At 49.8% G+C, this 25,072-nt stretch carries 12 protein-coding genes; 4 read left to right on the top strand and 8 right to left on the bottom strand.

Annotation, left to right across the window (positions count from 1 at the left end):
* Positions 1–45: 45 nt before the first annotated feature.
* The gene (locus BUB86_RS10160; protein WP_073209059.1) at positions 46–858 is read right to left on the bottom strand and encodes a hypothetical protein; all 813 of its coding nucleotides are present in this window, start codon (positions 856–858) and stop codon (positions 46–48) included.
* A gap of 116 nt (positions 859–974) precedes the next feature.
* A complete protein-coding gene (locus BUB86_RS10155; RefSeq protein WP_073209057.1) occupies positions 975–2,897 on the bottom strand; it encodes a rhamnogalacturonan lyase in 1,923 nt (640 codons plus the stop codon).
* 148 nt (positions 2,898–3,045) lie between these two features.
* Between BUB86_RS10155 and BUB86_RS10150 the strand changes: the two genes are divergently transcribed.
* The gene (locus BUB86_RS10150) at positions 3,046–7,245 is read left to right on the top strand and encodes a hybrid sensor histidine kinase/response regulator transcription factor (protein ID WP_073209055.1); all 4,200 of its coding nucleotides are present in this window, start codon (positions 3,046–3,048) and stop codon (positions 7,243–7,245) included.
* Between the two features lie 66 nt (positions 7,246–7,311).
* Here BUB86_RS10150 and BUB86_RS10145 read toward each other — a convergent pair whose 3' ends face one another.
* The 3 genes from BUB86_RS10145 to BUB86_RS10135 form a co-directional block, all read right to left on the bottom strand.
* Positions 7,312–9,378: a RagB/SusD family nutrient uptake outer membrane protein gene (locus tag BUB86_RS10145; RefSeq protein ID WP_073209053.1), complete on the bottom strand. Its 2,067-nt coding sequence runs from the start codon at positions 9,376–9,378 to the stop codon at positions 7,312–7,314.
* A gap of 15 nt (positions 9,379–9,393) precedes the next feature.
* Positions 9,394–12,522, bottom strand: coding sequence for a SusC/RagA family TonB-linked outer membrane protein (locus BUB86_RS10140; RefSeq protein ID WP_073209051.1), 3,129 nt, complete (start codon positions 12,520–12,522; stop codon positions 9,394–9,396).
* Between the two features lie 126 nt (positions 12,523–12,648).
* Positions 12,649–13,827, bottom strand: a complete 1,179-nt coding sequence (locus tag BUB86_RS10135; RefSeq protein ID WP_073209048.1) for a rhamnogalacturonan acetylesterase — start codon at positions 13,825–13,827, stop codon at positions 12,649–12,651.
* A 174-nt stretch (positions 13,828–14,001) separates the two neighbouring features.
* On the opposite strand from BUB86_RS10135, the gene BUB86_RS10130 reads away from it, so the two are divergent.
* Genes BUB86_RS10130 through BUB86_RS10120 form a run of 3 tightly spaced genes read left to right on the top strand, consistent with a single transcriptional unit; the run spans position 14,002 to position 19,984 of the window.
* The gene (locus BUB86_RS10130) at positions 14,002–16,374 is read left to right on the top strand and encodes a glycoside hydrolase family 2 TIM barrel-domain containing protein (protein ID WP_081373198.1); all 2,373 of its coding nucleotides are present in this window, start codon (positions 14,002–14,004) and stop codon (positions 16,372–16,374) included.
* A gap of 11 nt (positions 16,375–16,385) precedes the next feature.
* Positions 16,386–17,549 (top strand): glycoside hydrolase family 105 protein, encoded by a 1,164-nt coding sequence (locus tag BUB86_RS10125; protein ID WP_073209046.1) that lies wholly within the window; start codon positions 16,386–16,388, stop codon positions 17,547–17,549.
* Complete coding sequence (locus BUB86_RS10120) at positions 17,549–19,984, top strand: glycosyl hydrolase (protein WP_073209044.1); 2,436 nt, start codon at positions 17,549–17,551, stop codon at positions 19,982–19,984. The genes BUB86_RS10125 and BUB86_RS10120 overlap by 1 nt, the downstream gene beginning before the upstream one ends.
* 132 nt (positions 19,985–20,116) lie before the next feature.
* Here BUB86_RS10120 and BUB86_RS10115 read toward each other — a convergent pair whose 3' ends face one another.
* From BUB86_RS10115 to nuoL, 3 genes are read right to left on the bottom strand one after another with little or no spacing between them, the layout of a single operon-like run.
* Positions 20,117–21,541 (bottom strand): NADH-quinone oxidoreductase subunit N, encoded by a 1,425-nt coding sequence (locus tag BUB86_RS10115; RefSeq protein ID WP_073209042.1) that lies wholly within the window; start codon positions 21,539–21,541, stop codon positions 20,117–20,119.
* An 18-nt stretch (positions 21,542–21,559) separates the two neighbouring features.
* Complete coding sequence (locus tag BUB86_RS10110; RefSeq protein ID WP_073209040.1) at positions 21,560–23,080, bottom strand: NuoM family protein; 1,521 nt, start codon at positions 23,078–23,080, stop codon at positions 21,560–21,562.
* Positions 23,081–23,084: 4 nt separating this feature from the next.
* Positions 23,085–25,070: an NADH-quinone oxidoreductase subunit L gene (gene nuoL, locus BUB86_RS10105; RefSeq protein ID WP_073209038.1), complete on the bottom strand. Its 1,986-nt coding sequence runs from the start codon at positions 25,068–25,070 to the stop codon at positions 23,085–23,087.
* Between the last annotated feature and the right edge of the window lie 2 nt (positions 25,071–25,072).

The raw sequence follows: 25,072 nt of genomic DNA, 5'->3' as shown, positions 1-25,072 counted from the left end.
TTCATTCTCAGTTGCTGCCACTCAGTCTGCGGGCGGATAGGGAAATTACTGTACCTTGGTCATCTCGAAGGTGGCGGTATAAGTGGTGCCATCCTCACGCATACGCAGGGCCTTCCACTTCATCACACCGTCCTTGATGCTCTCAATCTCCCACCATTCGCGCAGTTCATTGCTGTCGATGGTCTTCTTCCAACGGGTGCAGAGCAGAATGCCATCAACGAAATAGTCTGCCATGACATCGTTACCGGCCTTCCATTCGTCGTTCTCCTTGCTATAATATACGTAGGTGCCGTTGGCTTTGTACTCCCAGCGGTGCAGTTCGCCGTCGGTGTGTTCGTCTTCGCTGCTGGTTACCTTGCCCTCCCAAGTACCAATGATGTCGTTTTCGTAGTCGTCGGTTATGCGGATATAACGCTCCTTGTCATATACCTCATTGATAACCTGCTCGCCATCAACAAAGACTTTCCAGTCAGATTTCAACATCATGTCATTGGCTGTAATTGAGGAAATGTTAGCCACCGTTACATGTTTGATGTGCTCATTTTCGAATGCAGTGAGCGTCACATCATTGCCATTGATAACGACATCGGCTGAGGCATGGTTGTTCCATGATTCGCTATAGTAATCAGAAAGACTACCGTATGCTTTTGTCGGCGACACGAATGTGATGACAGCTTTCAGGTTGGTAGGACATGTCTGACCGTCCAGTTCTTCCACCATCCACTTACCTATAATCTTTTCGGCCACATTCAGGTCGGGCTGTGTGGGGTTATCGTCGTTCGACGAACACGATGTGAACACACTTGCGCCGCAAATGAGGATGGCGGCAAACATCCAATGGAAAAAATTCTTTTTCATAATTGTTTTGGGTTAGATGTTAATAATTGCTCTACAAAGGTACACATTTTTTTTAAAAAAAGAAAACATTTTCGTGAATTTCAATGTTTTTTTACTTAAATTTGACTATTTATAAATTAACGAAACATCTCGGCGCCGAGGTAGAAGCCTGGCTCTGAGGGCTGGTTGTAGCCCACATTCTGAGCGGCGGTTGAGAGGCGGTAAGGGATATCCTCCATGAGGCAGGTGATGCGATGCTGGGTGGGGATGGGCGAAACGAAGATGCGTAGCTCGCTGCTATCAGGGGTGCGGGCCATGACTTCCTCGCGCCAATCGCCCAGGATATCGGCCGAGAGGCAGGGATTGGACTTGGTGCCGTTATTGAACACAACACCCGAGAACTTTACTACATCGACAATGGTGTGATTAAGCCAATCGTACTTGGAAACGGTTTCGTGGTCGAGCAGCTCGCGCAACAGGTCGCCATCCCACCAGATGCCGAAATTGACGGAGAGGGGGCGGCCACCAAGCTTGAGATGCTGCTGATGTTGAGGATCGTCAGGATCCTGAGCGGAATAGATGACCTGGCCCTTGACATTGCGGATGCCGTGGCTATCGCTGCTCCACATCTCGACACCGGGATTGGTGGGGTCGATATCGGCGGCCATACAGCGACCTACATCGCTCTTAGAGGGCACCTGGAAGATGACCTCGCCGGTGCGGGCATTGCGGAAGTCGGAGCCGTCGCGACGATTCTCGTGGCAATCCCACACCTGCAGCTCGGGCGAATCGGGATAGAAAGCCATGAGGTGGATGGCATCGCCATGGCCCATGCCGGTGTTATAGAGGCCGCGGCCATCGTGGTCGACAGCCATGGAGCCATAGGTAATCTCGTCGCAACCATCGCCATCTACATCGGCCACACGCAGATTATGATTGCCCTGGCCGGCATAGCTGGCCCACTCGGGGGTGTTGGTATCGAACACCCAGTGCTGACGGAGCTCACGGCCATCCCAATCCCACGCCGCCAAGACGGTGCGGGTGTAATAGCCGCGACAGAACACGGCCGAGGCATGAACGCCATCGAGATAGCCCACAGCAGCCAGCATGCGATCGGAACGGTTGGCATAGTTGTCGCCCCAATCGCTCAGATTGCCACGCTCGGGGATATAGGGTTTGGAGTTGAGAGCACGGCCGGTAAGGCCATCGAACACGGTGATATACTCACGGCCGGTAAGGATGCGGCCGGTCATGGGGCGGCCGGGACGATTGTATTTGCCCCACTCGCGTTCGGGTGAGGGGTTCTGGGTGATAGGTGATGGGTGGTGGCGGTAGTCGGCTGTGGCATCGCCGATGACCTGCCCTGCCCCATCGCGGGTGCCGTCGGAGGTGCGCACGATGAACTCGGCACGCCCGTCGCCATCGAGATCGTAGAAGATAAAAGGCACGTAGTGGGCGCCGCTGCGGATATTGATGCCCATATCGATGCGCCAGAGCAACGTGCCGTCGAGGCGATAGCAATCGAAGATGGTGGGGCCGGTATAGCCGTCGTGGGCGTTGTCGTGGGCATTAGAGGGATCCCACTTGAGCAGAATCTCGTATTGACCATCGCCATCTACATCGGCCACCGAGGCATCGTTGGCCGAATAGAAATACTTACGCCCATCGGGCGTTTCGCCGCCATCGGGGCGCTGCAGCTTGACGGGCAGATAGCCGCAGGGGGCATCGGGCAGCAAGGTGAACTGACCATTGAGCCCGCCACCACGCACCTCGTAGACGGCCTTGGTAGCCAAGGGCGACTCGTCGATGAAGAAGGTGCCGCCATGGGTGAGGGGCTTCGACGTGAGCTTGCGCCCATTGCGATACACATGGAAGGCCTGATGGGGCTTATCGGACAAGAGCGAACGCCAACTGACAACGACCTGCTGGCCGCTACGGATGGCTACAACGCCACGATTAAGGGTTTCGCGATGAAGCTGCTGCATGTTATAACGCGGCTGGGCCCAGATGATGAGAGCAGCCAGCAGCAAGAGCAGAGTGGTTAGTGTTAGTCTTTTCATTGTCTTTTTTAAGTTTTTGGGGCAAAGATACGGCATTTTTGCAGCCCAAAACCACGATTTTTATTCGGAAATCAATAGATTTGTACGTTTTCTATGCATCTAATTCGAAAATATTGAGTATTTTTGCACCCAATAACAACTAACGATAATGAACTTACGATTGTACCTAATACAAGCATTGCTCTGTATGAGCAGCGTGATGACTGCACAAGACAGACTGCTTACTAACAGCCGACACATCAGTTCGGCTGACGGACTGCCCAGTAACCAGATATTTGATATGACGCAGGATGCCGACGGATACATCTGGATGGCATCGGCCAACGGACTGTGCCGCTACGACGGCTATCACTTCTACAACATCTACGAACTGAGTCCGGGAAAGGACAAGATTCAGGGCGTGGTGGGCTACGTGTTTCCGGATGTTGACGGGCGGCACCTGTGGCTGCGCACATCGACCTACGTGTTCTGCTGCTACGATCTGCGCGAAGGACGTTTTATCGACTTTACGGGTCGTCAAGACTATACCCGCACCTATCGCCGCTATACGCGCGGAAAGCAGGGCGTGGTGTGGATGTTTGACGACGAAAGCGGCGTGCGACGCGTGAAGAGCAACGCCGAGGGCCAGCTGCAATGCACCGATTACAACAAGAAGAACAACAAACTGCCCGTGAACCACGTGAGCGACGCGATAGAGGACAACAAGGGCCGACTATGGGCTTTTACTACCGGCGGACTCACCATCATAGACACGGAGGGCCACTCGAGAACCGTAAGCCAAGGCACCAACTTTCGCCGTGGCATACAGATAGGACAAAAGGTGCTGGGGCTGACGGAGAGCCACGAGATAGTGACCTACGACATGAACGGCAAGGAACTGAGACGAACACCGTTTACGGCTAACGACGGCCAGAAAGTGCCCACGGTGACGGCCAGCTTTTGCTGGCATGGTAAGTGGATAATTATGACCTACGGGCGCACCTTTATCGTATCGCCCGAAGACGGTAGCGCCACAGCGTCGGAGAAATACCACGTAGCCGGAGGTACGGTGATGGAAGGACTGACCAACGACGACAACTACTTTGTGAGCAACAGCACGGGTGTGCTGTGCGTGTTTCCAGCCAACGGCGACATGCGGGTGCTGGACCTGATGAAAGGCATACAATCGACCGTGGATCGCGGCCGACGCTACAACATACGCAAGGGTACCGACGGACGCTACTATATAGCCAGCTACGGCAACGGACTATTTGTGTACGACATACAGCAGAACAAGATGCAGCACTATTCGGCCACAGACCCCTGGGCCATAGTGGGCAACAGCTATCTGAACAACATACTGATAGACCGTAGCGGATGCATCTGGCTGAGCGAAGAGTCGACGGGAGTTACCTGCATACAGCCGCAAGGCAATGCCAACGCCGACTACTACTACCCGCAACCCGACCGCAAGGGCGACTGGAGCAACTTTGTGAGGATGGTGCACTATAATGGCGACAGAGTGCTGCTGAGTACCAAGGACAACCATCTGTATGAGTTGCAACCCAACACGTGGAAATCGCTGGCACCCCCGGTAACGCTGCCTTCGACGGCCTATGCCTTCTACAAAGACAGCAAAGGCCACGAGTGGATGGGTATGCGAGGCGGCGGCTTGTATCTGGACAGAAAACCGATAGACTTCCCATCCAGTCAGATATACGACATTCTGGAGGACGACTTGGGGCGTATATGGGTAGGCACCTGGGGCGACGGACTGTTTGTGGTGACACTTGACAACGAGGGCAACATCAACAGCCAACAGCTGATGAAGCGAACCTACAACGAGAGCTGCATACGCTGTATCAGGGCCGATGCCAACAAGCAACTCTGGATAACATCGAACAACGGCGTGTACAACATTGACATGCGGAAGAAACAACTGAGCAATGACGATTTCGAGATTCACAACACCCAGAACGACGAGTTTCCCTTTGACGAGATTACCTGCCTGCAACCCACTGCCGACGGCAGCATCTGGGTGGGCGGACGTGGAGGCGGACTACAGCGATGCCGTTACGACGCCGGAAAATTTACGGTTGAGAAAGGCTATACCACCCACGACGGACTGATTACGAACAATGTATTCTCGATTATAGCCGACCGACAAGGCAACATATGGGCCGGCACCGACAACGGACTAACCTGCATACGCAAAGACACGAAGGTGATATCATATCAGTTCGGGCGCACACTGGAGAGCAACATCTACTCGGAAAACAGCGCCGCCACACTACCCGACGGCCGACTGCTATTTGGTACGGCCTACGGCATGATGATACTGAAGCCAGAGGCGCTGAACGTGAATAGCGACCAGAAGATAGGAAACCCCATCATCACCATGGTGAGCATAAACGGCGCCGACCGCTACATATCGACATCGGACAAGCGATTGGTGCTAAGCCACGACCAGAACTCGATAGAGTTAGGATTCTCGAACCTTGACTTTGCCGGCACCACCTCTACGCAATACCGCTACTATCTGGAAGGGGCCGAGAACGATTGGCGACAACTGACCAGCGACAACACCGCCCGCTACAACGGATTGCCACCGGGCACATACAAGTTCCACCTGAGTTCGCTGAACAAGAACAACCAGTGGAGCGAGGAGTGCGTATTCACCATCGTGATACGTCAACCTTGGTACAACACGTGGTGGGCATGGATTATCTATCTGTTTATCATCGGCGTGCTGTTCTGGTATTTCTACCGGGCTTGGCGACGTAACTTTGAGCTTGACCAGCAGATACGCGTGGAGAAGGAGCTTACTACCTTCCGACTGAACTTCTTTACCCATATTGCTCACGAATTCCGTACGCCGCTGGCCATCATCAGTGGTGCTGCCGACAAGCTGACACAGAGCGGCAACGAGCAGCAGGTGTCGCGTTCGGCCGTACAAACGGTGCGCCGAGGTACACACCGACTAACCAAGCTGGTGAATCAGCTGATGGAGTTCAGACGTATCAATACCGGTAACCAGCGGTTAGGCGTGGTTGAGGACGACATTATCAAGCTGGCCCGCACCACCTGCGACGAATTCCGCGAGGTGGCAGCACGAAAGGATCAGACACTGACCTTTACCCCATTTGCCCACCAGCACACCATGACCTTCGACCCGCACCTGATTGAGACTATACTGTATAACCTGCTGAGCAACGCCATCAAATATACCCCACAGGGTGGCAGCATCAGCCTGAAAGCAAAACTCGACGAGGCGCAACAGCAGCTACTGCTGATAGTAGAAGACAGCGGCCCCGGCATCAGCGAGCAGCAGATGCCACAGCTATACCAGCCCTTTATGCACGGCTATGTATCGCAGGGCGGCATGGGCATCGGCCTATACACCGCCTACCAATCGGCCAAGCTGCACAAAGGCGATTTGAGCTACGAGCGCATCTCGGCCGAGGGTGGCTCGCGCTTCACCATCACCATTCCGGCTACGGCCGATGTTTACAGTGCCGACGACTACGCCGGAACAATGGCCGTTAACACTGCTACGCACACAGAGCATACCCCAGCCAACATACGCGAGCTGGCACCCGTGGCCTTTAACGAGAACTATACGGTGGCCATTATCGAAGACGATCCGGACATGCTGGATCAGATTCGCGAGAGCGTGGGCCGCTACTTCCGCACCATCAGCTATACCGAGGGGCAGAAGGCGCTGAACGATATAGCCGGGCAACAGCCTAGTATGATACTCTGCGACGTGATGCTGCCCGACGTGAACGGCTTTGAAATAGTGCGCCAACTGCGTGCGGCCGAGGCTTCGAAAAACATACCCATCATCATGCTGACCGCGCTGGATGGCGACGAACAGCTACTGAGGGGCTACAAGGCCGGAGCCGACGACTATATGGTGAAGCCCTGCAACTTTGAGTTGCTGGTACTACGCATAACCCAGCTGATAAAATGGTATAGCCGCATGAAGAGCGCAGACGGCGCCACCAACGATACGGTTGCATCGCAACCCATCATCACCGACGAGGCCGACCAGCGTTTCCGCGAAAAGATGGAAACGATTGTGGCCCAGCACATGGGTGATGCCGACTTCAACGTAGACACGCTGGCTGCCCTGCTGAAGATGGGGCGCACCAAGTTCTATGGCAAGATGAAAGAGTTTACCGGCATGTCGCCCAACACCTATCTACAGACAGAACGCCTGAAGAAAGCAGCCGAAATGCTGATAGAAGGCGACCTGAATGTGACCGAAATCAGCTATAAGGTTGGCTTCCAATCGCCCACGTATTTCTACAAATGCTTTAAAGAGAAATACGGTGTTCCACCCAGCAAATACGGCAAACAGAAATAAGAAAAACAATAACCGCCCCAAGGAGTCGCTACTCCTGGGGCGGTCTTCAAGAAACAACTAACTATATTAATAACCTGGATTCTGCATAGCCTGCTTCTGCTCAGCTGTCAGACTGGTTCCATCTTCATTAGTAATATCATTGAGGAATGACTGAGGAATAGGACGATAGTAGTGCTTAGCAGGATCAAAGTTTCCAATTCCCTGACCAGCACCATCGTTAAAGGCATGCCAACGGGCATCGAGTGTACGGGTACGTACCAAATCCTCGTAACGATGACCCTCACCAATCAGCTCACGGCTACGCTCATCGAGCAGGAAGCACATCATCTTCTGAGCATTGGTTGTGCAGTTCAGAGCCTGATAGATACGCTGCTCGTTAGGCATATTATAAACATCGTCAACACTATTCAAGTGCATAACAGACTTGGTCTCAGCTGTTGTAACTGCAATATTGTTAGACTCGTAGTAGGTGTTAGCATCGGTATAGATGGCACCATCGAGGTTAGCAACACCTGTTCCGAGAGGATTGTTCAAATAAGCCTGACCACCATCAGGGCTCTTAGAGCGATCCTCACCTGCGGCGTAACCAGCACGGTCGCGCAGCATGTTCAGATAGGTAATAGCATTACCATACTCACTCTCACCCTTGCGGATATAGGCTTCGGCTACCATCAGCACATCCTCTGCAGATCGGGCAGTGATAGCATCACGGCAACCAAACTGAGAGTTGTAACCATTACGTGAGCCATCACGATACTTTGACAGGGCTACACTGCGGTTGTGAGGATACAGAGTGTAATAGTTACCAGTACGCTCTTCCTTCTTCACATTCCAATTGAACGACTCATTGGCATAGTAACGAATAAATGTGTGAGTATTCTCAAGCTTACCATCCTTCAGCACAGCTAAATCGCTACGACCAGTACCAGCATCTGTAAAGCGGGTATCCTCAGGATTGTTAACAATATACTTAATACCAATCTCACCACCCTTGAAACGAGTATCGCCAGCAACAGCACCCTCTGGGAAGTAAGCTGCGTCAGAAGCATCCCACTTAGGAGCTGCACTACCCTTGTTACATCCGTAGCAGGTAATGAATGACTTCCAGAAACGAGAGTCGTTTACACGATCGAAGACCTCCATAGCATACTCAGTAGCGCTGACATAGCAGAACTCACGACCACCTGAGATGTCACGAACACAACCAGCAAGATTCTGATAAACAGAAGGATAACAAAGGCTCATCTGGTTGCCGAAGCGGCCCCAAGAATCAGAGTTATCAGAGAACTGGGCAGCCAGCACAACCTCGCTAACGCTCTCGTTAGCGTCATTAGGTTTGGTGTAGTTCCACAAGTCGAGGAAGTTTGCACATAATGGATGAGCTGCAATAACCTCCTTACCATACTTAATAACGGCATCCAGGTCAGCAGCTTTGTAGCTACTATTCCATGTGTCGCAACCCTCAGAAGCACGGAAAAGGTGAGCCTTTGCCAGGAAATGGGCAGCAGCACTCTTCAGAATACGACCAGTCTGATTACTGCTTGTAGGCAACAGATTGTATGCCTGCTCGAAATCGCTGATAATCTGCTTGTAACATTCCTCTTCAGATGCACGAGTGAAATAAGTTTCAACACCAACTGATGGTGCCAACTTAATGGGCACACCGCCAAAGAGCTTAACCAACTCGAAGTAACCATAGGCACGAAGGAAATAACCCTCACCTAAACGGGTGTTATAGTTGGCATTGCTCTTATTATAGTACTCAGGAACATTCTGGATAATAATATTCGACTGCTCAATCAGTCCGTAATAGGTGTTCCAGACTTGAGCCAGATCACCCTGTGAAGAATTTAGGGCAGATCCATAGTGGTTGTAATCGGCCATATCGTTATTACCACCAGTAAACTCGTCGATACCCATGTGCCACATCTTATAGGCCCACTGGTACTCATAACGGAATTTCAGTGTCTGATAGGCACCTGTCACAAGAGCATCAATACCCTCCTGAGTCTTAAAATACTCAGTATCATGCTTGGTTATTTGGTTTTCGTCAAGGAAATCCTCCGTACACGACGACATCCCAACTGTTCCGGCAACAAGAAGTGCCGCAATATATACTTTATTGAGTTTCATATCTCTATCTTATTTTTAGAATCCAACATTAAGACCAACAACCCAGCTACGGATGGTAGTTGTAGTACCAAAGTTGCGAGTATTGTTATCGTAGTTCATCATATCCGTATCAAGCCACTTGCACTTTGAGTAGATAGTGAATGGGTTCATGGCCTGTACATATACTTTAAGAGTGTTGATACCCAGAGGCTTGAGCTGCTTCTTGGTGAAGTTGTAACCCAGAGAAATGTTACGCATCTTGATGTAAGAACCATCTTGATAGTTCATAGAAGTGGCATAGCGATCCTGTGCCTGACCATTGGTACCAGGGCCATAATAGAGGGCATCCTCATTCTCACCAGCTACCCAATAGTCGAGACTACGCATAGCATAGCGACCATCGAGGTTTGCAGAGCCTGCTGGAACAGTAAACTTCCAACGAGAGAAGATGAAGAACGAGAGTTCGAATTCCTTGTAAGTGAATGTATTGCGCCATCCTGCTGACCAGCGAGGACGTACCCTACCAACAATAGCACGATCGTTGTTTGCATCCAACTGTCCGTCTTCGTTCAAGTCCTTAACACGAATCTGGCCTGGCTTACAGCCATACTTGGCAGCCTCTGCAGCTTCTGAGGTCTTCCAAATGCCATCGTATACATAATCGTAGTAAACGCCAATCTCCTCACCAACGAACCAATTACGGTTGATATTCTCTGTAACGCCATTGTTAAGTTTCTCAATCTTGTTGCGATCGAGCGACCAAGACAGAACAGTATTCCACTCAAAGTCCTTTGTCTTGATTGGCAATGCATTAATCTGCAAATCGATACCCCAACCAGAAGTCTCACCTACGTTAGCCATTGTTGTGGTATAACCATTAAGCGAAGGAATAGTGGTTGACATCAACAGATCCTTGGTATAGGTTGTATAAACATCCAGAGAACCACCAATACGGCCATTCAGGAAACTATAGTCGATACCGTAGTTCCACTGTGAAGTCTTCTCCCAACCCAGTTCCTGGTTAGCCATCATGTTAGGAGACTTGGCATTTGGATCAGAAGGCACATATCCTACCTCGGTAGTCTTGCCCCAAGTGTATGTCAGATCCTGAATAGCACCCTTTGTAGCGTAGGCAGAGATAGCAGCATTACCTGATATACCCCAACCCAGACGAAGCTTCAACTGATCAATCCATGTGATATTTCTCATAAACTTCTCCTGCTCCAAGCGCCAACCCAAAGAAATAGAGGGGAAGCTGGCCCACTTATGGCCTTTAGAAAGCTGAGAAGCACCATCCCAACGCATAGAAGCAGTAAGCAAATAGCGATCCATCAATGAGTAGTTCAGACGAGCCATGTATGAAGTCATAGAAGTCTCAGTCAGACCTGTAGAATAATCGGTAGGATCGTTATTAGAATGAGCGTTGTACCACAACTCATCGGCAGTAGCCACATTAGCGCGGATGTTAGCTCCCTCATAGTGGAAATCAGAAGCAGACTGCAACAGAGTGATACCTACGTTATGGATATCAGCGAAAGTTCTGTTATAGTTAACAATGTTATCCAAAGTCCAAGCTACACGCTGATAAGGATTATAAACAATCTTGTTGCTACCTGCACCGTTGATACCCTCTGCAGCATTGGCTGTTCCTGCACGATAATACTGCAGTTCAGGACCAAACTGAATGCGATATGAAAGGCCATCGAGCTGATTCCAAATCTGACCAAAATTAATCTGACCATAAGCACTACCATTGATACGGAAGTTCTTACGCTGGTTCTTAGTATAGTTCAACTCATCGATGGGGTTCTGGATGTTAACATCACCAGTAGGATACTCAATGAAATTACCATCTGCATCATAAGGAACTGACCAAGGGAGCATACCACGAAGTGCGTTGTAGTAGTCACCTGCACCAGTTGTCGACTTGGTAAAGCTATAACCATACTCCTGAGTGCCATAAGATGCATTCATGGTCATACCCATGGTGAAGTAAGGAAGCACCTTACCCTCGAAAGAGGTATTCAAGGTGAAACGCTGGTAGCTCTGGCCAGGCATAACACCCTTCTCGTTCAGGTAACCAAATGAACCATATCCACTGAACTTCTCAGTACCACCCGATGCACTAAGTGTGTGTTCATGAGCAATACCAGTACGCTTACCTGCGCTCTCCCAATCGTATGAACCTACCTTTGAGTAATCGAATGTGGTGTGATCAGCACTCCAACCCTTCTCGATGTTTGCCCAAGAGGCAGGAACATTACCATAAATCTTATAATCGAGATCGTAGTTAGGTGTACCATCACCGTATGCGCCCTGATTATAATAAGCATAACGAGAATACTTCAACCACTCAGCAGCATTCATCATTTCAGCCACATTACTGAGCGTAGAGAAAGTAACGGTACCTGAGTAGTTCAAAGTAACCTTACCCTGTTTACCCTTCTTTGTTGTAACAAGCACAACACCATTAGCACCACGGCTACCATAGATAGCTGTAGAAGAAGCATCCTTCAGAACCTCGATACTTTCAATATCTGCTGGATTGATATTCTCAATACCACCGGTTTGGATTGTCATACCGTCGACAACGTAAAGAGGACCATTGTTAGCATCGATAGAACGCTGACCACGAACGGTAATTGAACCAACTTCACCAGGACGCTGGCTATTGGTGATGTCAACACCGGCAGCCTTACCCTGCATAGCCTGCAATGCATTGCTTACAGGCATGTTTGTCAATTCCTTGGCATCCATATGTGCAAGGGCGCCTGTTACATCACTCTTACGCTGAACGCCATAACCTACTACAACGACTTCGTCAAGCAATTGACGGTCTTCTTCGAGAGTTACATTGAATTGAGACTTACCTGCGATGGCCAAAACCTGAGTTTTGTAGCCAACGTAGGATACCTCAAGACTACCTTTAGCAGGAACATTAGAAACTGTAAACTTACCATCAAGATCGGTAATTGTACCATTACTTGTTCCTTTAACAACGACACTTGCGCCGATGATGGGTTCGCCCTGAGCATCGACGACAGTACCGGTTACTTTGTTCTGTGCATAGGCACCAATAGCCAACACTGCAAACAGAACCGTAAACATCAACCTCTGGAGCATGCCCCAGCAGTTGTTCAGACTTGATTTACCAATGTCCTTCATACTGTGTTAATTTTTTTAATTTATAGTTTATTTAAAATTGGTTTTGCTGCAAAAGTAGTAGTTTCACCATTTATGCAGATATAAAAATTGTTCGATTACTATGATTATAGTACAAATATGATATTTTTAATTGCCATCGGGCTTTAACAGGTTACTATTACCTGAGGGATACCATACGAATTTAGCGGGATCGTCAGGATGCGATGGATCGTAATCCTTCCAATCTGTACGCAGATGTCCGACAAGCGGCGAGTGTATCTGTTTCAGCCCCATCACAATAAGCTTAGCCACCTGCCACGCACCATAAGGATTAAAGTGAGTGTTATCGGCCAATGGCTGTGGCTGATTGGCAAAGGTATTGGCGGGATAATGAACCAATGCTTTCTTAGAGCCCTCGAAACCGAGTGTCTCGTAAAGAACTGTTGTCATACCGTTCAGCTCGATATAGGGCACCTTTTCGCGACGTGCTACCATACGCATGGCCTCGGGATAATCGCCGTGGGTGTTGCGCAGAGTCATCATGTCGTCCTCAAAGAATCGGCGAGCCGTGGGAGTAACAAAGATGATGTTACCGCCTTTTTCGCGCACACGGTCGGCAAATATCTTCAGATTGCGCGAATAGCTATACCAAGCGCCATCGCCGGCTTTCTTCTCTTTCTCGTCATTATGACCAAACTCACAGATCACGTAGTCGCCCTTACGTAACTGACTTAGTATTTTGTCAAGACGCAGCTGAGCCAAAAACGTGGTGGCCGAGAGTCCGCTTTCGGCATAGTTGGCAATCACCACACTATCGTCAAACCAACGTGTAATCATCTGCCCCCATGAGGCCCAAGGCTCTTCTTCCTGATCTACCACCGTGCTGTTGCCACAAAGAAATACGGTAGTTGCAGTTGTATCGGGCTCGATAGTAACACGCTGAACAGCAGGAGCAGGACCACAGAACTGCAGATTCAAGGCGTCGTCCCAGTTCTTATAACCCAGCTCACGAGGTTTCAGCTTCACACTACGATCGGCATCAATCTCAGGCGTGTGCTTATTAACCACGAAGCTCACGGTTTCGTATTTTCCCTTCTTCGTGCTGACGACATCAGTATAATGACGACGCGACTCTGCACGAACCACCGTCTTAGCTGCACGTTTCTTAGAACCGAGCGTAACGGTGACACGATAATTTCCATCGGGCACAGGGACCGAGAAATTGATAGGGCCGGCACTATATATATTTAATAAGGTGTCGACGCGCTGAGCTTTACAACACATGATGGCTGTCATAGCCACAGTTAGAATTAATAGTCTTTTCATCAAAGTTTTTATTAGCTGGTGCAAAAGTACCACCTTTATCACCACGATACACCCGATTATCGTCCGTAAACTATCAAAGTTGTACAAAATTACTAATTTCAGAACGAACGGATATGTATCTGCATGGCTTATTTGGCTACTTTTGCAGCAGAAAACTAAAAACGTACGAAAAAAATGAAGATAAATCGAATCGTCACAATGGCCTTACCGCTGTTAATAGCAACGGGCGCATGGGCACAACCAAGAGCAGTACAGAATCTGAACTTCGGTTGGGAATTCTCACGCGACTCATTGTTTAAGGAATCACATATCATAGACGTTCCCCACGACTTCCAGATAGAGCAACCTTGGATAGCCCCCGGTGCCGACGAACGTGCCGACAACACCGATGTGGCTGCAAATATAAAAAGCCGACTATCGGCCCGAGGATTTAAAGAGATGGGAGCAGGATGGTATCGCAAGACCATCACACCAGATGCTGCAATGAAAGGCCGACGCGTATTACTAGACTTCGAGGGTATCATGTACGTGGGTGATGTATGGCTGAACGGACAACATATAGGAGGAACAGATTATGGCTACGTAGGATTTGAAATAGATGTGACCAAGCTGCTGCGCTATGATCAGCCCAACGAAATTAAGGTGAAGGCCCACACCATGAGCGAGCGCAACTCACGCTGGTATACCGGAGGTGGATTATTCAGAAATGTAAGTCTGACCGACACCCCAGCCGATCTGTACTTCGAGCGTCATCCGCTATATATCACCACTCGCCAAAATAAATACGTAAATGTGGCTGCCGATTTTACAAATCGCACCAAGAACCGTCAAACGAGTATGAAGGTAAGCATTTACGCACCCAATGGCCAACTGGTGACTGAACAGACTGCAACACGAGGCAGCAATCCGCAAACACGTACACTCACCATCCAGATGCCCGAGATGGAAATCTCCGACGCAAAGTTATGGGATACCGAGCATCCATACCTATACACTGCTGTAGCCCAATTGCTGCGCGAGGATGGTAGTGTGGCCGATGAGGTGAGTGAGCAGTTCGGTATCCGCACGATAGAATATGGTCCCGACTACGGTCTGAAGCTGAACGGCCAGAAGGTGCTGCTGAAAGGTTACGCCAATCACCACACCTTGGGTGCGCTTGGAGCAGCGGCCTACCCTCGCGCCATCGAGAAGCGCATACAGCTGATGAAGCAATTTGGTATTAACCACATACGCACATCGCATAATCCATATAGCCGCGACTTCATCAAACTGTGCGACCAATACGGCATACTGGTGGTTGACGAGCTCTACGACAAATGGACCCGACAGCATACCGGCGGGCGCGTGCCATTTATGAACCATTGGGCACAAGACGTGACCGAGTGGATTAAACGCGATCGCAACTCGCCATCGGTCATTATGTGGAGTCTGGGTAACGAGCTGCAACAGGATCCAAACCAGCCCTTCAACGATTGGGGTGTAACCTGCTATCGCATGATGCGCCCAGTGGTGCATCGTTACGACTCTACCCGCAAAGTAACCGTAGCCATGCATCCCCGCTATCGCAACTGGGAAACCGACTCACTGCCCTGCGATCTGGCAAAAGAGACGGATATTCAGGCCTATAATTATAGGTATATGTATTTCCCTGGCGACGGGCGCCGATTCCCCTGGATGACCTTCTACCAAAGCGAAGCCAGCATCAGCAACATGGGAATGAACTGGTTTGAGATGGATCTGAACAAAGTAATCGGGTTGGCCTATTGGGGCGCCATCGACTATCTGGGCGAGAGTCAGGGATGGCCAGCCAAGGGTTGGGCACAGGGCGTTTTCGACATCGCATTAAACCCCAAGCCTAAGGCTTATTTCATGAAGAGTTTCCTGAAAGACGACCCTATGGTACATCTGGCGGTGATAGAGAGCGACCAACAGAATATAGAATGGAACGGCATACAGACCGGTAACGCCACATTCTCAGAAGACTGGAACCGCACAGAAGGAACAACGGTTAATCTGATGACCTTTACCAATGCCGACGAGGTAGAGTTGCTGCTGAACGGCAAAAGTCTTGGCAAGCAGCAGAACCCCGAAAACCCCAAGTTGCGCAACCAAATATTCTGGAAAGATATAGCCTATCGTGCCGGCAAACTCGAAGCTGTAGCCTATAAGAACGGTAAGATAATAGCCCGTCACGCCATAGAAACCACAGGACGTGCCGTAAAACTGATAGCCACGCCCGACAACTATCATTGGAAGGCTGACGGACAGGACTTGCAGCACATACGCATCGTAGCTGTAGATAGCAAGGGGCGTCGTGTACTACATGCAGACAACGAACTGAAGTTCGAAGTTGAAGGCGACGCCCGCATCGTAGCTGTGACCAATGGCGATATTCAGAGCAACGAGCTCAACGTGACCAATCACCGCAGCTTGTGGCAAGGAGCCGCTATGGTTATCCTGCGTGCCGGCAAACAACCGTCAAAGATAACGCTGAAAACAACTTCGGACAAGTTTAAGACTGTGACCACCAAATTAGTAACTGAATAAACTACATAGAAATGAAGAAAACCATCATCACACTTGTAGCTCTCATCGGCATGATGACGTCAGCTACAGCTCAGAACAATGTGTTAGAGACAGCACAGAGAACCAACAACTACTTCATGGCGAAGTACAGCGACCCCACGCTGCCCACTAATGTCAAGAAGGTTCGTCCTTCATCGCTTTGGACACGCGCCGTTTACTACGAAGGACTGATGGCCCTGAATGCCATCGACCCGCAACAGCGTTACATTAACTACGCTATGACGTGGGCCGACTTCCACAAGTGGACGCCACGCAACGGAGTGAACACCTGCGATGCCGACGACCAATGCTGCGGACAAACCTACGTAGAACTTGCTGCTTTGAAGGGGGGCAATCAGAAAGCACTCCTTGCTAACGTAATAGCCAATCTGGACCACCAGATGGCCACACCAAACACCAAGAAACAAACTACCACACCTAAGGCTAAAACCAACGTCAACTCGCTTTATGGTTGGTGGACTTGGATTGATGCCATACAGATGGCCATGCCCCTCTATATGCAGATAGCCAAGGTTACTGACGAGCAGAAATACCGCGATCACGCCATGCAGATGTATCGCTGGACGCGCAATGAATGCGGAGGTGGACTCTTCAACACCAAGTCTGGTCTGTGGTGGCGCGATGCCGACTATGTGCCCCCTTATAAAGAGAAAGACGGCAACGACTGCTACTGGAGCCGTGGTAACGGCTGGGTATATGCAGCATTGGTACGTTGCATGAACCAACTCTCGCCCAAGAGCAAGGAATACAAGGAACTTAAGAAAGACTTCCTGCTGATGAGTAAAGGTCTGTTGGATTGTCAGCACGAAGACGGATTCTGGCACGCTAGTTTGGTGAGCGATGTCGACTACCCTACCCCCGAGATGACGGGTACAGCCCTGTTTCTCTACGGTATGGCATGGGGCATCCAACAGGGATTGCTGAAAGCCAACATTTATCGCCCTGCTTGCGATAAAGCTTGGCAGGCATTAGCATCGTGCGTTCATAACGACGGATTCCTGGGGTGGAACCAAGGAACGGGTAAGGATCCCTCAGCTGGTCAGCCAGTTACCTTCTACACCGTTCCCGACTTCGAAGACTACGGTACTGGCTGCTTCCTTCTTGGCGCCAGTGAATACTACAAACTCATCAGATAATGCGGAAACTGTTAACCATTATATGTGCTGTTTGCTATGCCTCGGCCACATGGGCTCAGGCATGGCCTACAGCCAAGCCAGAGGCGAAACCAGGCACCCGTTGGTGGTGGCTGGGTTCAGCTGTTGATAAAGCCAACCTGGAATGGAACCTTAGCGAATATGCACGTGCTGGCATCGGTGCTGTAGAGATAACCCCCATCTATGGTGTAAAAGGCAACGATAGGAACAATATACCGTATCTTTCACCCCAATGGATGCAGATGCTACAGACCACACAGGACATAGCACACCCACTAGGTATCCAGGTGGATATGAACTGTGGTACAGGTTGGCCATTTGGTGGCCCACATATCTCACTCGACGATGCTGCTTGCAGAGCCATCTTCAATGATACTCTCATCAATGGTATTCATCAGTTCACCGTTGAGGTAGGCCGCACCAAGCAAAAAGTAAAGCGCGCTGCTCCTGGGGGCGAGGGATGGGTAGTTGACCACTTCGATCGCAATGCCGTACGCCACTATCTCGACCGTTTCGAGCAGGCATTTGCCACTTCGGGCGTATCCTATCCGCACACCTTCTTCAACGACTCTTACGAGGTGTATAAGGCCGACTGGACCCCTACCCTCTTCGACGAGTTTAAGAAACGTCGCGGCTACGACCTCCGCGGAAAACTGCCCGAACTGCTAGGCAAGGTTGACGACGGCAATCAGGTGCTTGCCGACTACCGCGAGACGCTCAGCGACATGCTGCTCGAGAATTTCACCCAGCAATGGGTGGCATGGGCTCATCAGCACGGCGTAAAAGTACGCAATCAGGCACATGGTTCACCCGCCAACCTGCTCGACCTCTATGCTGCTGTCGACATACCTGAAATAGAAGGTTTCGGTCTTTCAGAGTTCGGCATCAAAGGGTTGCGTACCGATCCAGGCAAAACCCGAAAGAATGATAGCGATGTGTCGATGCTGAAATACGCCTCTTCGGCCGCTCACGTCATGGGCAAGCCGTTCACATCGAGCGAGACGTTTACATGGCTCACCGAGCACTTCCGTACGTCGTTGTCGCAGATGAAGCCCGATCTCGACCTCATGTTCACCTGCGGTGTGAACCACGTCTACTTCCATGGTTCGTGCTACACCCCAAAGAACGATGCTTGGCCAGGATGGAAGTTCTACGCCTCGGTAGACATGAGCCCCACCAACTCCATCTGGCGCGATGCCCCGTACCTGATGAAATATATTGAGCGATGCCAGAGTTTCCTGCAATTGGGTCAGCCCGACAACGATTTTCTGGTCTACCTGCCCGTACGCGATATGTGGCATCAGCGTGATAAGAGTAACATGCTGCTTATGCAGTTCGACATCCATTCGATGGCCAAGAAGGCACCACAGTTCATCCAGAGCATTCTGACTATTGACAGCTTGGGCTACGACTGCGACTACATCAGCGACCGCCAATTGGCTAAAGTACGCATAGAGGATGGTATGCTGGTTACCGAAGGCGGTACCCGCTACAAGGCACTTATCATTCCTAGCGGCACCACCATCGATGCCTCGCTCAGCACCCAGATAGAGCGCCTGAGTCCCTATGTCATCAAGGGCGAAAAGCCGGCACTCATGGCCAAGTATGCCAAGGCCGAGGCCATGAAAGCCAAACTTGGACTACGCACCATACGTCGCCGTACTGCTGATGGCTGGCACTACTTCATCGCCAATCTCACGCCACACGATATGAACGGAGACATCACATTGGCTGTACCTTTTAAGGATGCCATGTGGTTTGATCCGCTAACGGGCAACCGATATCAAGCTCACATCGATGGCAATGAGATTGAACTGAATCTGCGTAGCGGGCAATCCATGATACTGCAGACCTTCAATCAGCCGCTAGCCCTACAAGAGAGCCTACCCGTGCTTGCCGATACGTGTGCTGTAGAAGAAATCGTTGCGCTCAATGGTCCTTGGACTCTGTCGTTTATCGACGAATGCCCACGCGTATCAGGCACTTTCAAGCTCGATAAACTCAAGACATGGGAGACACTTAGCGATTCAGCCGCAGTTACCATGGGTACAGGTGTCTACACCACAACCTTCAAGCTGTCGGCCAAGCAAGCCAAGCAGCATTGGCAGATTGACTTAGGCGATGTGCGCGAGTCAGCTCGTGTCTATATCAATGATCAGTTTATAGGTTGTGCCTGGGCAGTACCCTTTATTCTTGACTGCGGCTCGGCACTGCATAAAGGCAAGAACACACTACGCATTGAGGTAACAAACTTACCCGCCAACCGCATTGCAGATTTGGATCGTCACGACGTAAAGTGGCGCAAGTTCAACGAAATCAACGTGGTAGACATCAACTACAAGAATACAACATACAGCAATTGGACTCCAGTACCAAGCGGATTAAATTCTAAGGTTACGCTGATTAATAAACAATAATAAACAAAAGCTATGGTTTCGCCCCTCGAAACCATAGCTTTCATAAATCAGAACCGTAGCTTTGACATATTAAAAGCATAGCTTTCATCATGCGAAAGCTATGCTTTTATATAAGATTTATGCCGGAGATTACTACAGACCTGCTGCAGCAATCCACTCGTAAACGCAACTTACTACACCAAACAGGGCGATACCTGCAGTACAGAGAGCCAAAGCTATCTTAGTACCATTGTCGCTCTTGAATGTAGGCAGTGGAGTATCGGTCTTTGTGATGTACATAGCCTTAACGATGAGCAGATAGTAGTAAAGTGATACTACGGTGTTAACCAAGGCAATGAATACTACAATGTAGGCCATTGGATCACCATTCTGCACACCTGCCATAAATACAAAGAACTTAGAGAACATACCTGCAAACGGAGGAATACCAGCCAACGAGAACAAAGCCAGCGTCATGAGGAAGCTGAGTTTGGGATTAGTCTGATAGAATCCGTTGTAGGCAGCCATGTCGGTACGACCACCATTATTATGCTCAACCACATTGATAACAGTGAACACAGCCATATTGGCTACAATGTAAACAAGTACATAGTAGGTTAATGCGGCTACGCCCAGCTGACCGTTACCAACCACAGCCAGCATGATGTATCCGGCCTGTGAGATAGAGCTGAACGCCATGAAGCGCTTGAGCTCACTCTGACGGATGGCAAACAGGTTGGCCAAGGTAATCGACAGCACAATTACAATATAGAGCAGGTAGTTCCAGTACTCAACCATTGGACCGAAGGCTTTCATCAGGATGGTGCACAACGTGATGGCAGCAGCACCCTTAGAGATAACACTCAGGTATCCAGTTACTGGAGTTGGAGCACCCTGATAGGTGTCGGCTGTCCAGAAGTGGAATGGCACAAGTGAAATCTTGAAGCCAAGTCCGCTGAAGAAGAAGGTCAAGCCCATGATGCACAGAGGCGAACCAGTAACCACATTAGCGACATCATCGAAGTACAGAGTACCAGTAGCAGCATAGATGAACGAGATACCGAACAGCATGACACCACTAGAGAATGTAGCCACGAGGATATACTTTGCAGCACCCTCGGCGCTGTCCTTACGATGACGGTCGAAGGCCACCATACATGCCAGAGGCACTGAAGCAGTTTCGAGACCGAGGAAGAACAGCAGGAACGAGCCTGATGACATCATCATGAACATACCTAGCAGGGTAGAAATGAGGAGCATATAAAACTCGCCAGCCAGACGATGAGTCTTCTCAACCCATGGCTGAGCCATAATCATCACAATCAGCGTACCAAAGGCCAGGATGACCTTCATCACGTTGATGGCAGCCGACGAGGCATAAATTCCACCAAAGGCAGACTCTGGTGTAACCGACGTGGTAACCACACCTACAACCACCAAGAGGGCGGCAGCTAGTTTGCTCAACACGGCATTCTTACGCTCACTCTTATTCAGGCAGAAATCGCCAATGAATACTAATATCAGTGCGAGAACCAAGAAGGCCTCAGGAATCATTTTCAGAAATTCGCTATAATTCATATCTAAGTCCTCCTATTTTTACATAACACCAATTGACTCAAGGATTGTTCCAGCAGCAGGCGAGATGATATCGCTAACCCAGAATGGGAAGCTACCCAGACCAGCCACACAGAAAATCAGACAGATAACAGCAACACGCTCGTCCCATGTAGCATCGGTGAGCTCAAGGAAGTGCTTGTTCTCCACCTCGCCATACAGGATCTTACCAACAACACGCAGAATGTAAACTGCTGTTACAACGATACTCATACATGCGATGATGGTAGCTACCATACGGAACGAAGCATTGGGGTCGCCACTCATAGGATGAGCACCGAACGAACCAACGAAGATGGTCATCTCAGCAATGAAGCCAGAGAAACCAGGAAGTCCGAGGTTAGCAAGACCCGCAATCACATAACCTACAGCCAGGAAAGGCATAATCTTCATCAGTCCAGCCAACTCACGGATATCGCGAGTGTGGGTACGACCGTAGATCATACCGATCAGGGCGAAGAACAGGGCTGTCATCAGTCCGTGTGAAAGCATCTGCAGCACAGCACCTGTAACAGCTGTCTGACTCATCATGAGCAGAGCAAACAGTACCAGTCCGCAGTGAGAAACCGATGAGTAAGCATTGATATACTTCAGGTCGGTCTGTACACAAGCTGAGAGCGCACCGTAAACTACCGAGATAGTAGTGAGGATGAGGAAGATCCATGACAGATCCTGAGCAGCCTCAGGGAGCAGATACATAGCTACACGGAAGCAGCCATAACCTCCCAGCTTCATCAGCACACCTGCGTGCAGCATTGATACGGCTGTAGGCGCTGAAGCGTGACCATCGGGAGACCATGTGTGGAATGGGAACAGAGCGCCCAGTACACCGAATCCGATGAAGATAAATGGGAAGAAGATATTCTGGATGTGTCCAGGAATAACGTGGTTAGCTGCGATTGTAGTCAGCTCAAATGTGTACTCACCACTGTAAAGTCCGTTGAAGTAGTAGATACCCAGCAGACCAAGAATCAGCAGGGCCGAACCTCCCATCAGCATCAGAGTAAGCTTCATGGCTGAGTACTCCTTGCGGCCAGAACCCCAGACACCAATGAGCAGGTACATAGGAATCAGAGCTACCTCGTAGAACATGAACATGGTGAACAGGTCGGTAGAGATAAAGAAGCCGAACACACCTGTAGAAAGCAGGGTGAACCAAAGGAAGTACTCCTTGGTAAGTGGCTTGAGCTGCCAAGAGGCAAAAGTACCGGTGAACACAATGATACTTGACAGCAGCAGCATGACAACAGAAATGCCATCGACACCTACGCTGTAAGCAATGTTCAGAGGCTTGAACCAAGGCGTGCTATAAGTAAGCAGCATCTCAGCGGTGTTACCAGCTGCACGCTCCTGGATGAAATAGATGGTCAACCAAATAGAGAGGGCCAGCAGACACGAAGCTCCCGTTACCATCACACCACGCACCTGATTCAGGCTCTTTGAAAGCCAAAGACCCAGCAGCATCAGGGCGGGAATTATTACGAAAACACTTAATATACTCATATCTTTAGATGCATAAAAGGATTAATGTCAAAGCAACTGAACCCGTAATGAACCAAACGGCATACTGGCGAACATCGCCACTCTGCCAGCTACGGATACTCTCACCACCCTCGTTAGCACCCCAAGCCAGGAAGTTAAAGGTACCATCAACAACATGACGGTCGAACCAGGCAATAGGAGTAGAAACGCAGCGGAAGATAATACGATGAGTGACATACTGCCAAATCTCGTCCTGATAGAAACGCTTGTAAGCTGCACGATGCAGTTTTGGGAACGTCTTGTACAGACGATCGGCAATAGGCTGACTCTCACCCTTATAGATATAGGTGGCGAGACAGATGCTCAGAATCGCAATAACTGTAGAGGTAAGGGCAATCTGCGTGTTGAAGTGGATGGTATAGTCAGTACCAGCAGCTGATACGTAGCTACCGAACGAACCACCCCACTCCATGAAGCCACCCAGTGTGGTGTAAACACCAACACCAACAGTGATCACACAGAGTACGATCAATGGAATAGTCATAGTCAATGGAGCCTCATGTGGCGTGTGATGCTCGTGAGCCTCCTTATTCTCTGTTCCCCAGAATATACCATAGTACAGACGGAACATATAGAAGGCAGTCATGGCAGCGATACCAGTCATAATCCAACCTACTACAGGGCTGTACTCCATGCAGGCAGTGATAATCTCATCCTTTGAGCTGAAGCCCGAGAAGAATGGAATACCAGCAATAGCCAAACATGAGATGAGGAAGGTGATGTGGGTAATAGGCATATACTTACGCAGACCACCCATCAGCGCCATCTCGTTACTGTGAACAGCGTGGATGATACATCCGGCACCCAGGAACAGACAAGCCTTAAACATAGCGTGGGTAAACAGGTGGAACATACCAGCCATGTAACCCAGCTGAGCATGGTTGTCGAGAACGGCACCATGGTGACCTGGTAGCGATACGCCAAGGGCAACCATCATGAACGCAATCTGCGAGATAGTTGAGAAAGCGAGCACACGCTTGATATCGCTCTGGGCACAAGCCACAGCAGCAGCATAGAAAGCGGTGAACACACCCACCCAAACCACAATACTCATAGCCTGAGGTGCATACTCAATCCAAAGTGGGAACATACGTGCAATCTGGAATACACCAGCTACAACCATGGTAGCAGCATGGATCAGAGCCGAAACAGGAGTTGGACCCTCCATAGCATCGGGCAGCCAGATGTGCAGTGGGAACATAGCACTCTTACCAGCACCACCAATAAACATCAGAACCAGAGCGGTTGGGATGATGAAACCACCAGCGGCAACAGCCTTAGCGATGTTACCCTCGATGAATGGTGTGGTGCCCTGGCCCATCACGATATCGCCAGCAAATGAGAAGCTGAACGAATCAACGAAGTAACCAAAGGTCAGAATACCAACCAGGAAGAACATATCAGCAAAGCGGGTAACGATGAATGCCTTCTTAGATGCTGCAATAGCAGGCTTCAAAGGATAGTAGAAACCAATGAGCAGGTAAGAAGAAACACCTACCAACTCCCAGAACATGTACATCTGGAAGATGTTAGTAGCGAGCACCAATCCAAGCATTGACATGGTGAAGAGACTCAGGAATGCGTAGTAACGCTGGAATCCCTTCTCACCGTGCATATAGCCAAATGAGTAGATATGAACCATCAGTGAAACTGTTGAAATAACAATCAGCATCATGACGCTGATAGGATCCAACAGGATACCGAGGTCGAAATGCAGATTGCCAAGAGGCAACCATGTGAAGTTGTATGGAACAAAAGTCTGATATACCCCATCCACGCGTTCCATACCGAAGTACTGGAAGGCTGTAAGGTATGAGAGTATAGTAACAATTCCCAGTGAACAGGTACCGATCAATCCGGCTACCTTGTGCTGCATCTTCATGCCAGCCAGTCCAAGAACGATGAACGACAGCAGCGGCAGAAGCATTATAAACAATGTGTAACTAAACATAA

Origin of the sequence: Xylanibacter ruminicola (assembly GCF_900142525.1) — a bacterium.
Lineage (GTDB): Bacteria > Bacteroidota > Bacteroidia > Bacteroidales > Bacteroidaceae > Prevotella > Prevotella ruminicola_A.
This window is presented reverse-complemented; position numbering and strand designations above follow the sequence as displayed.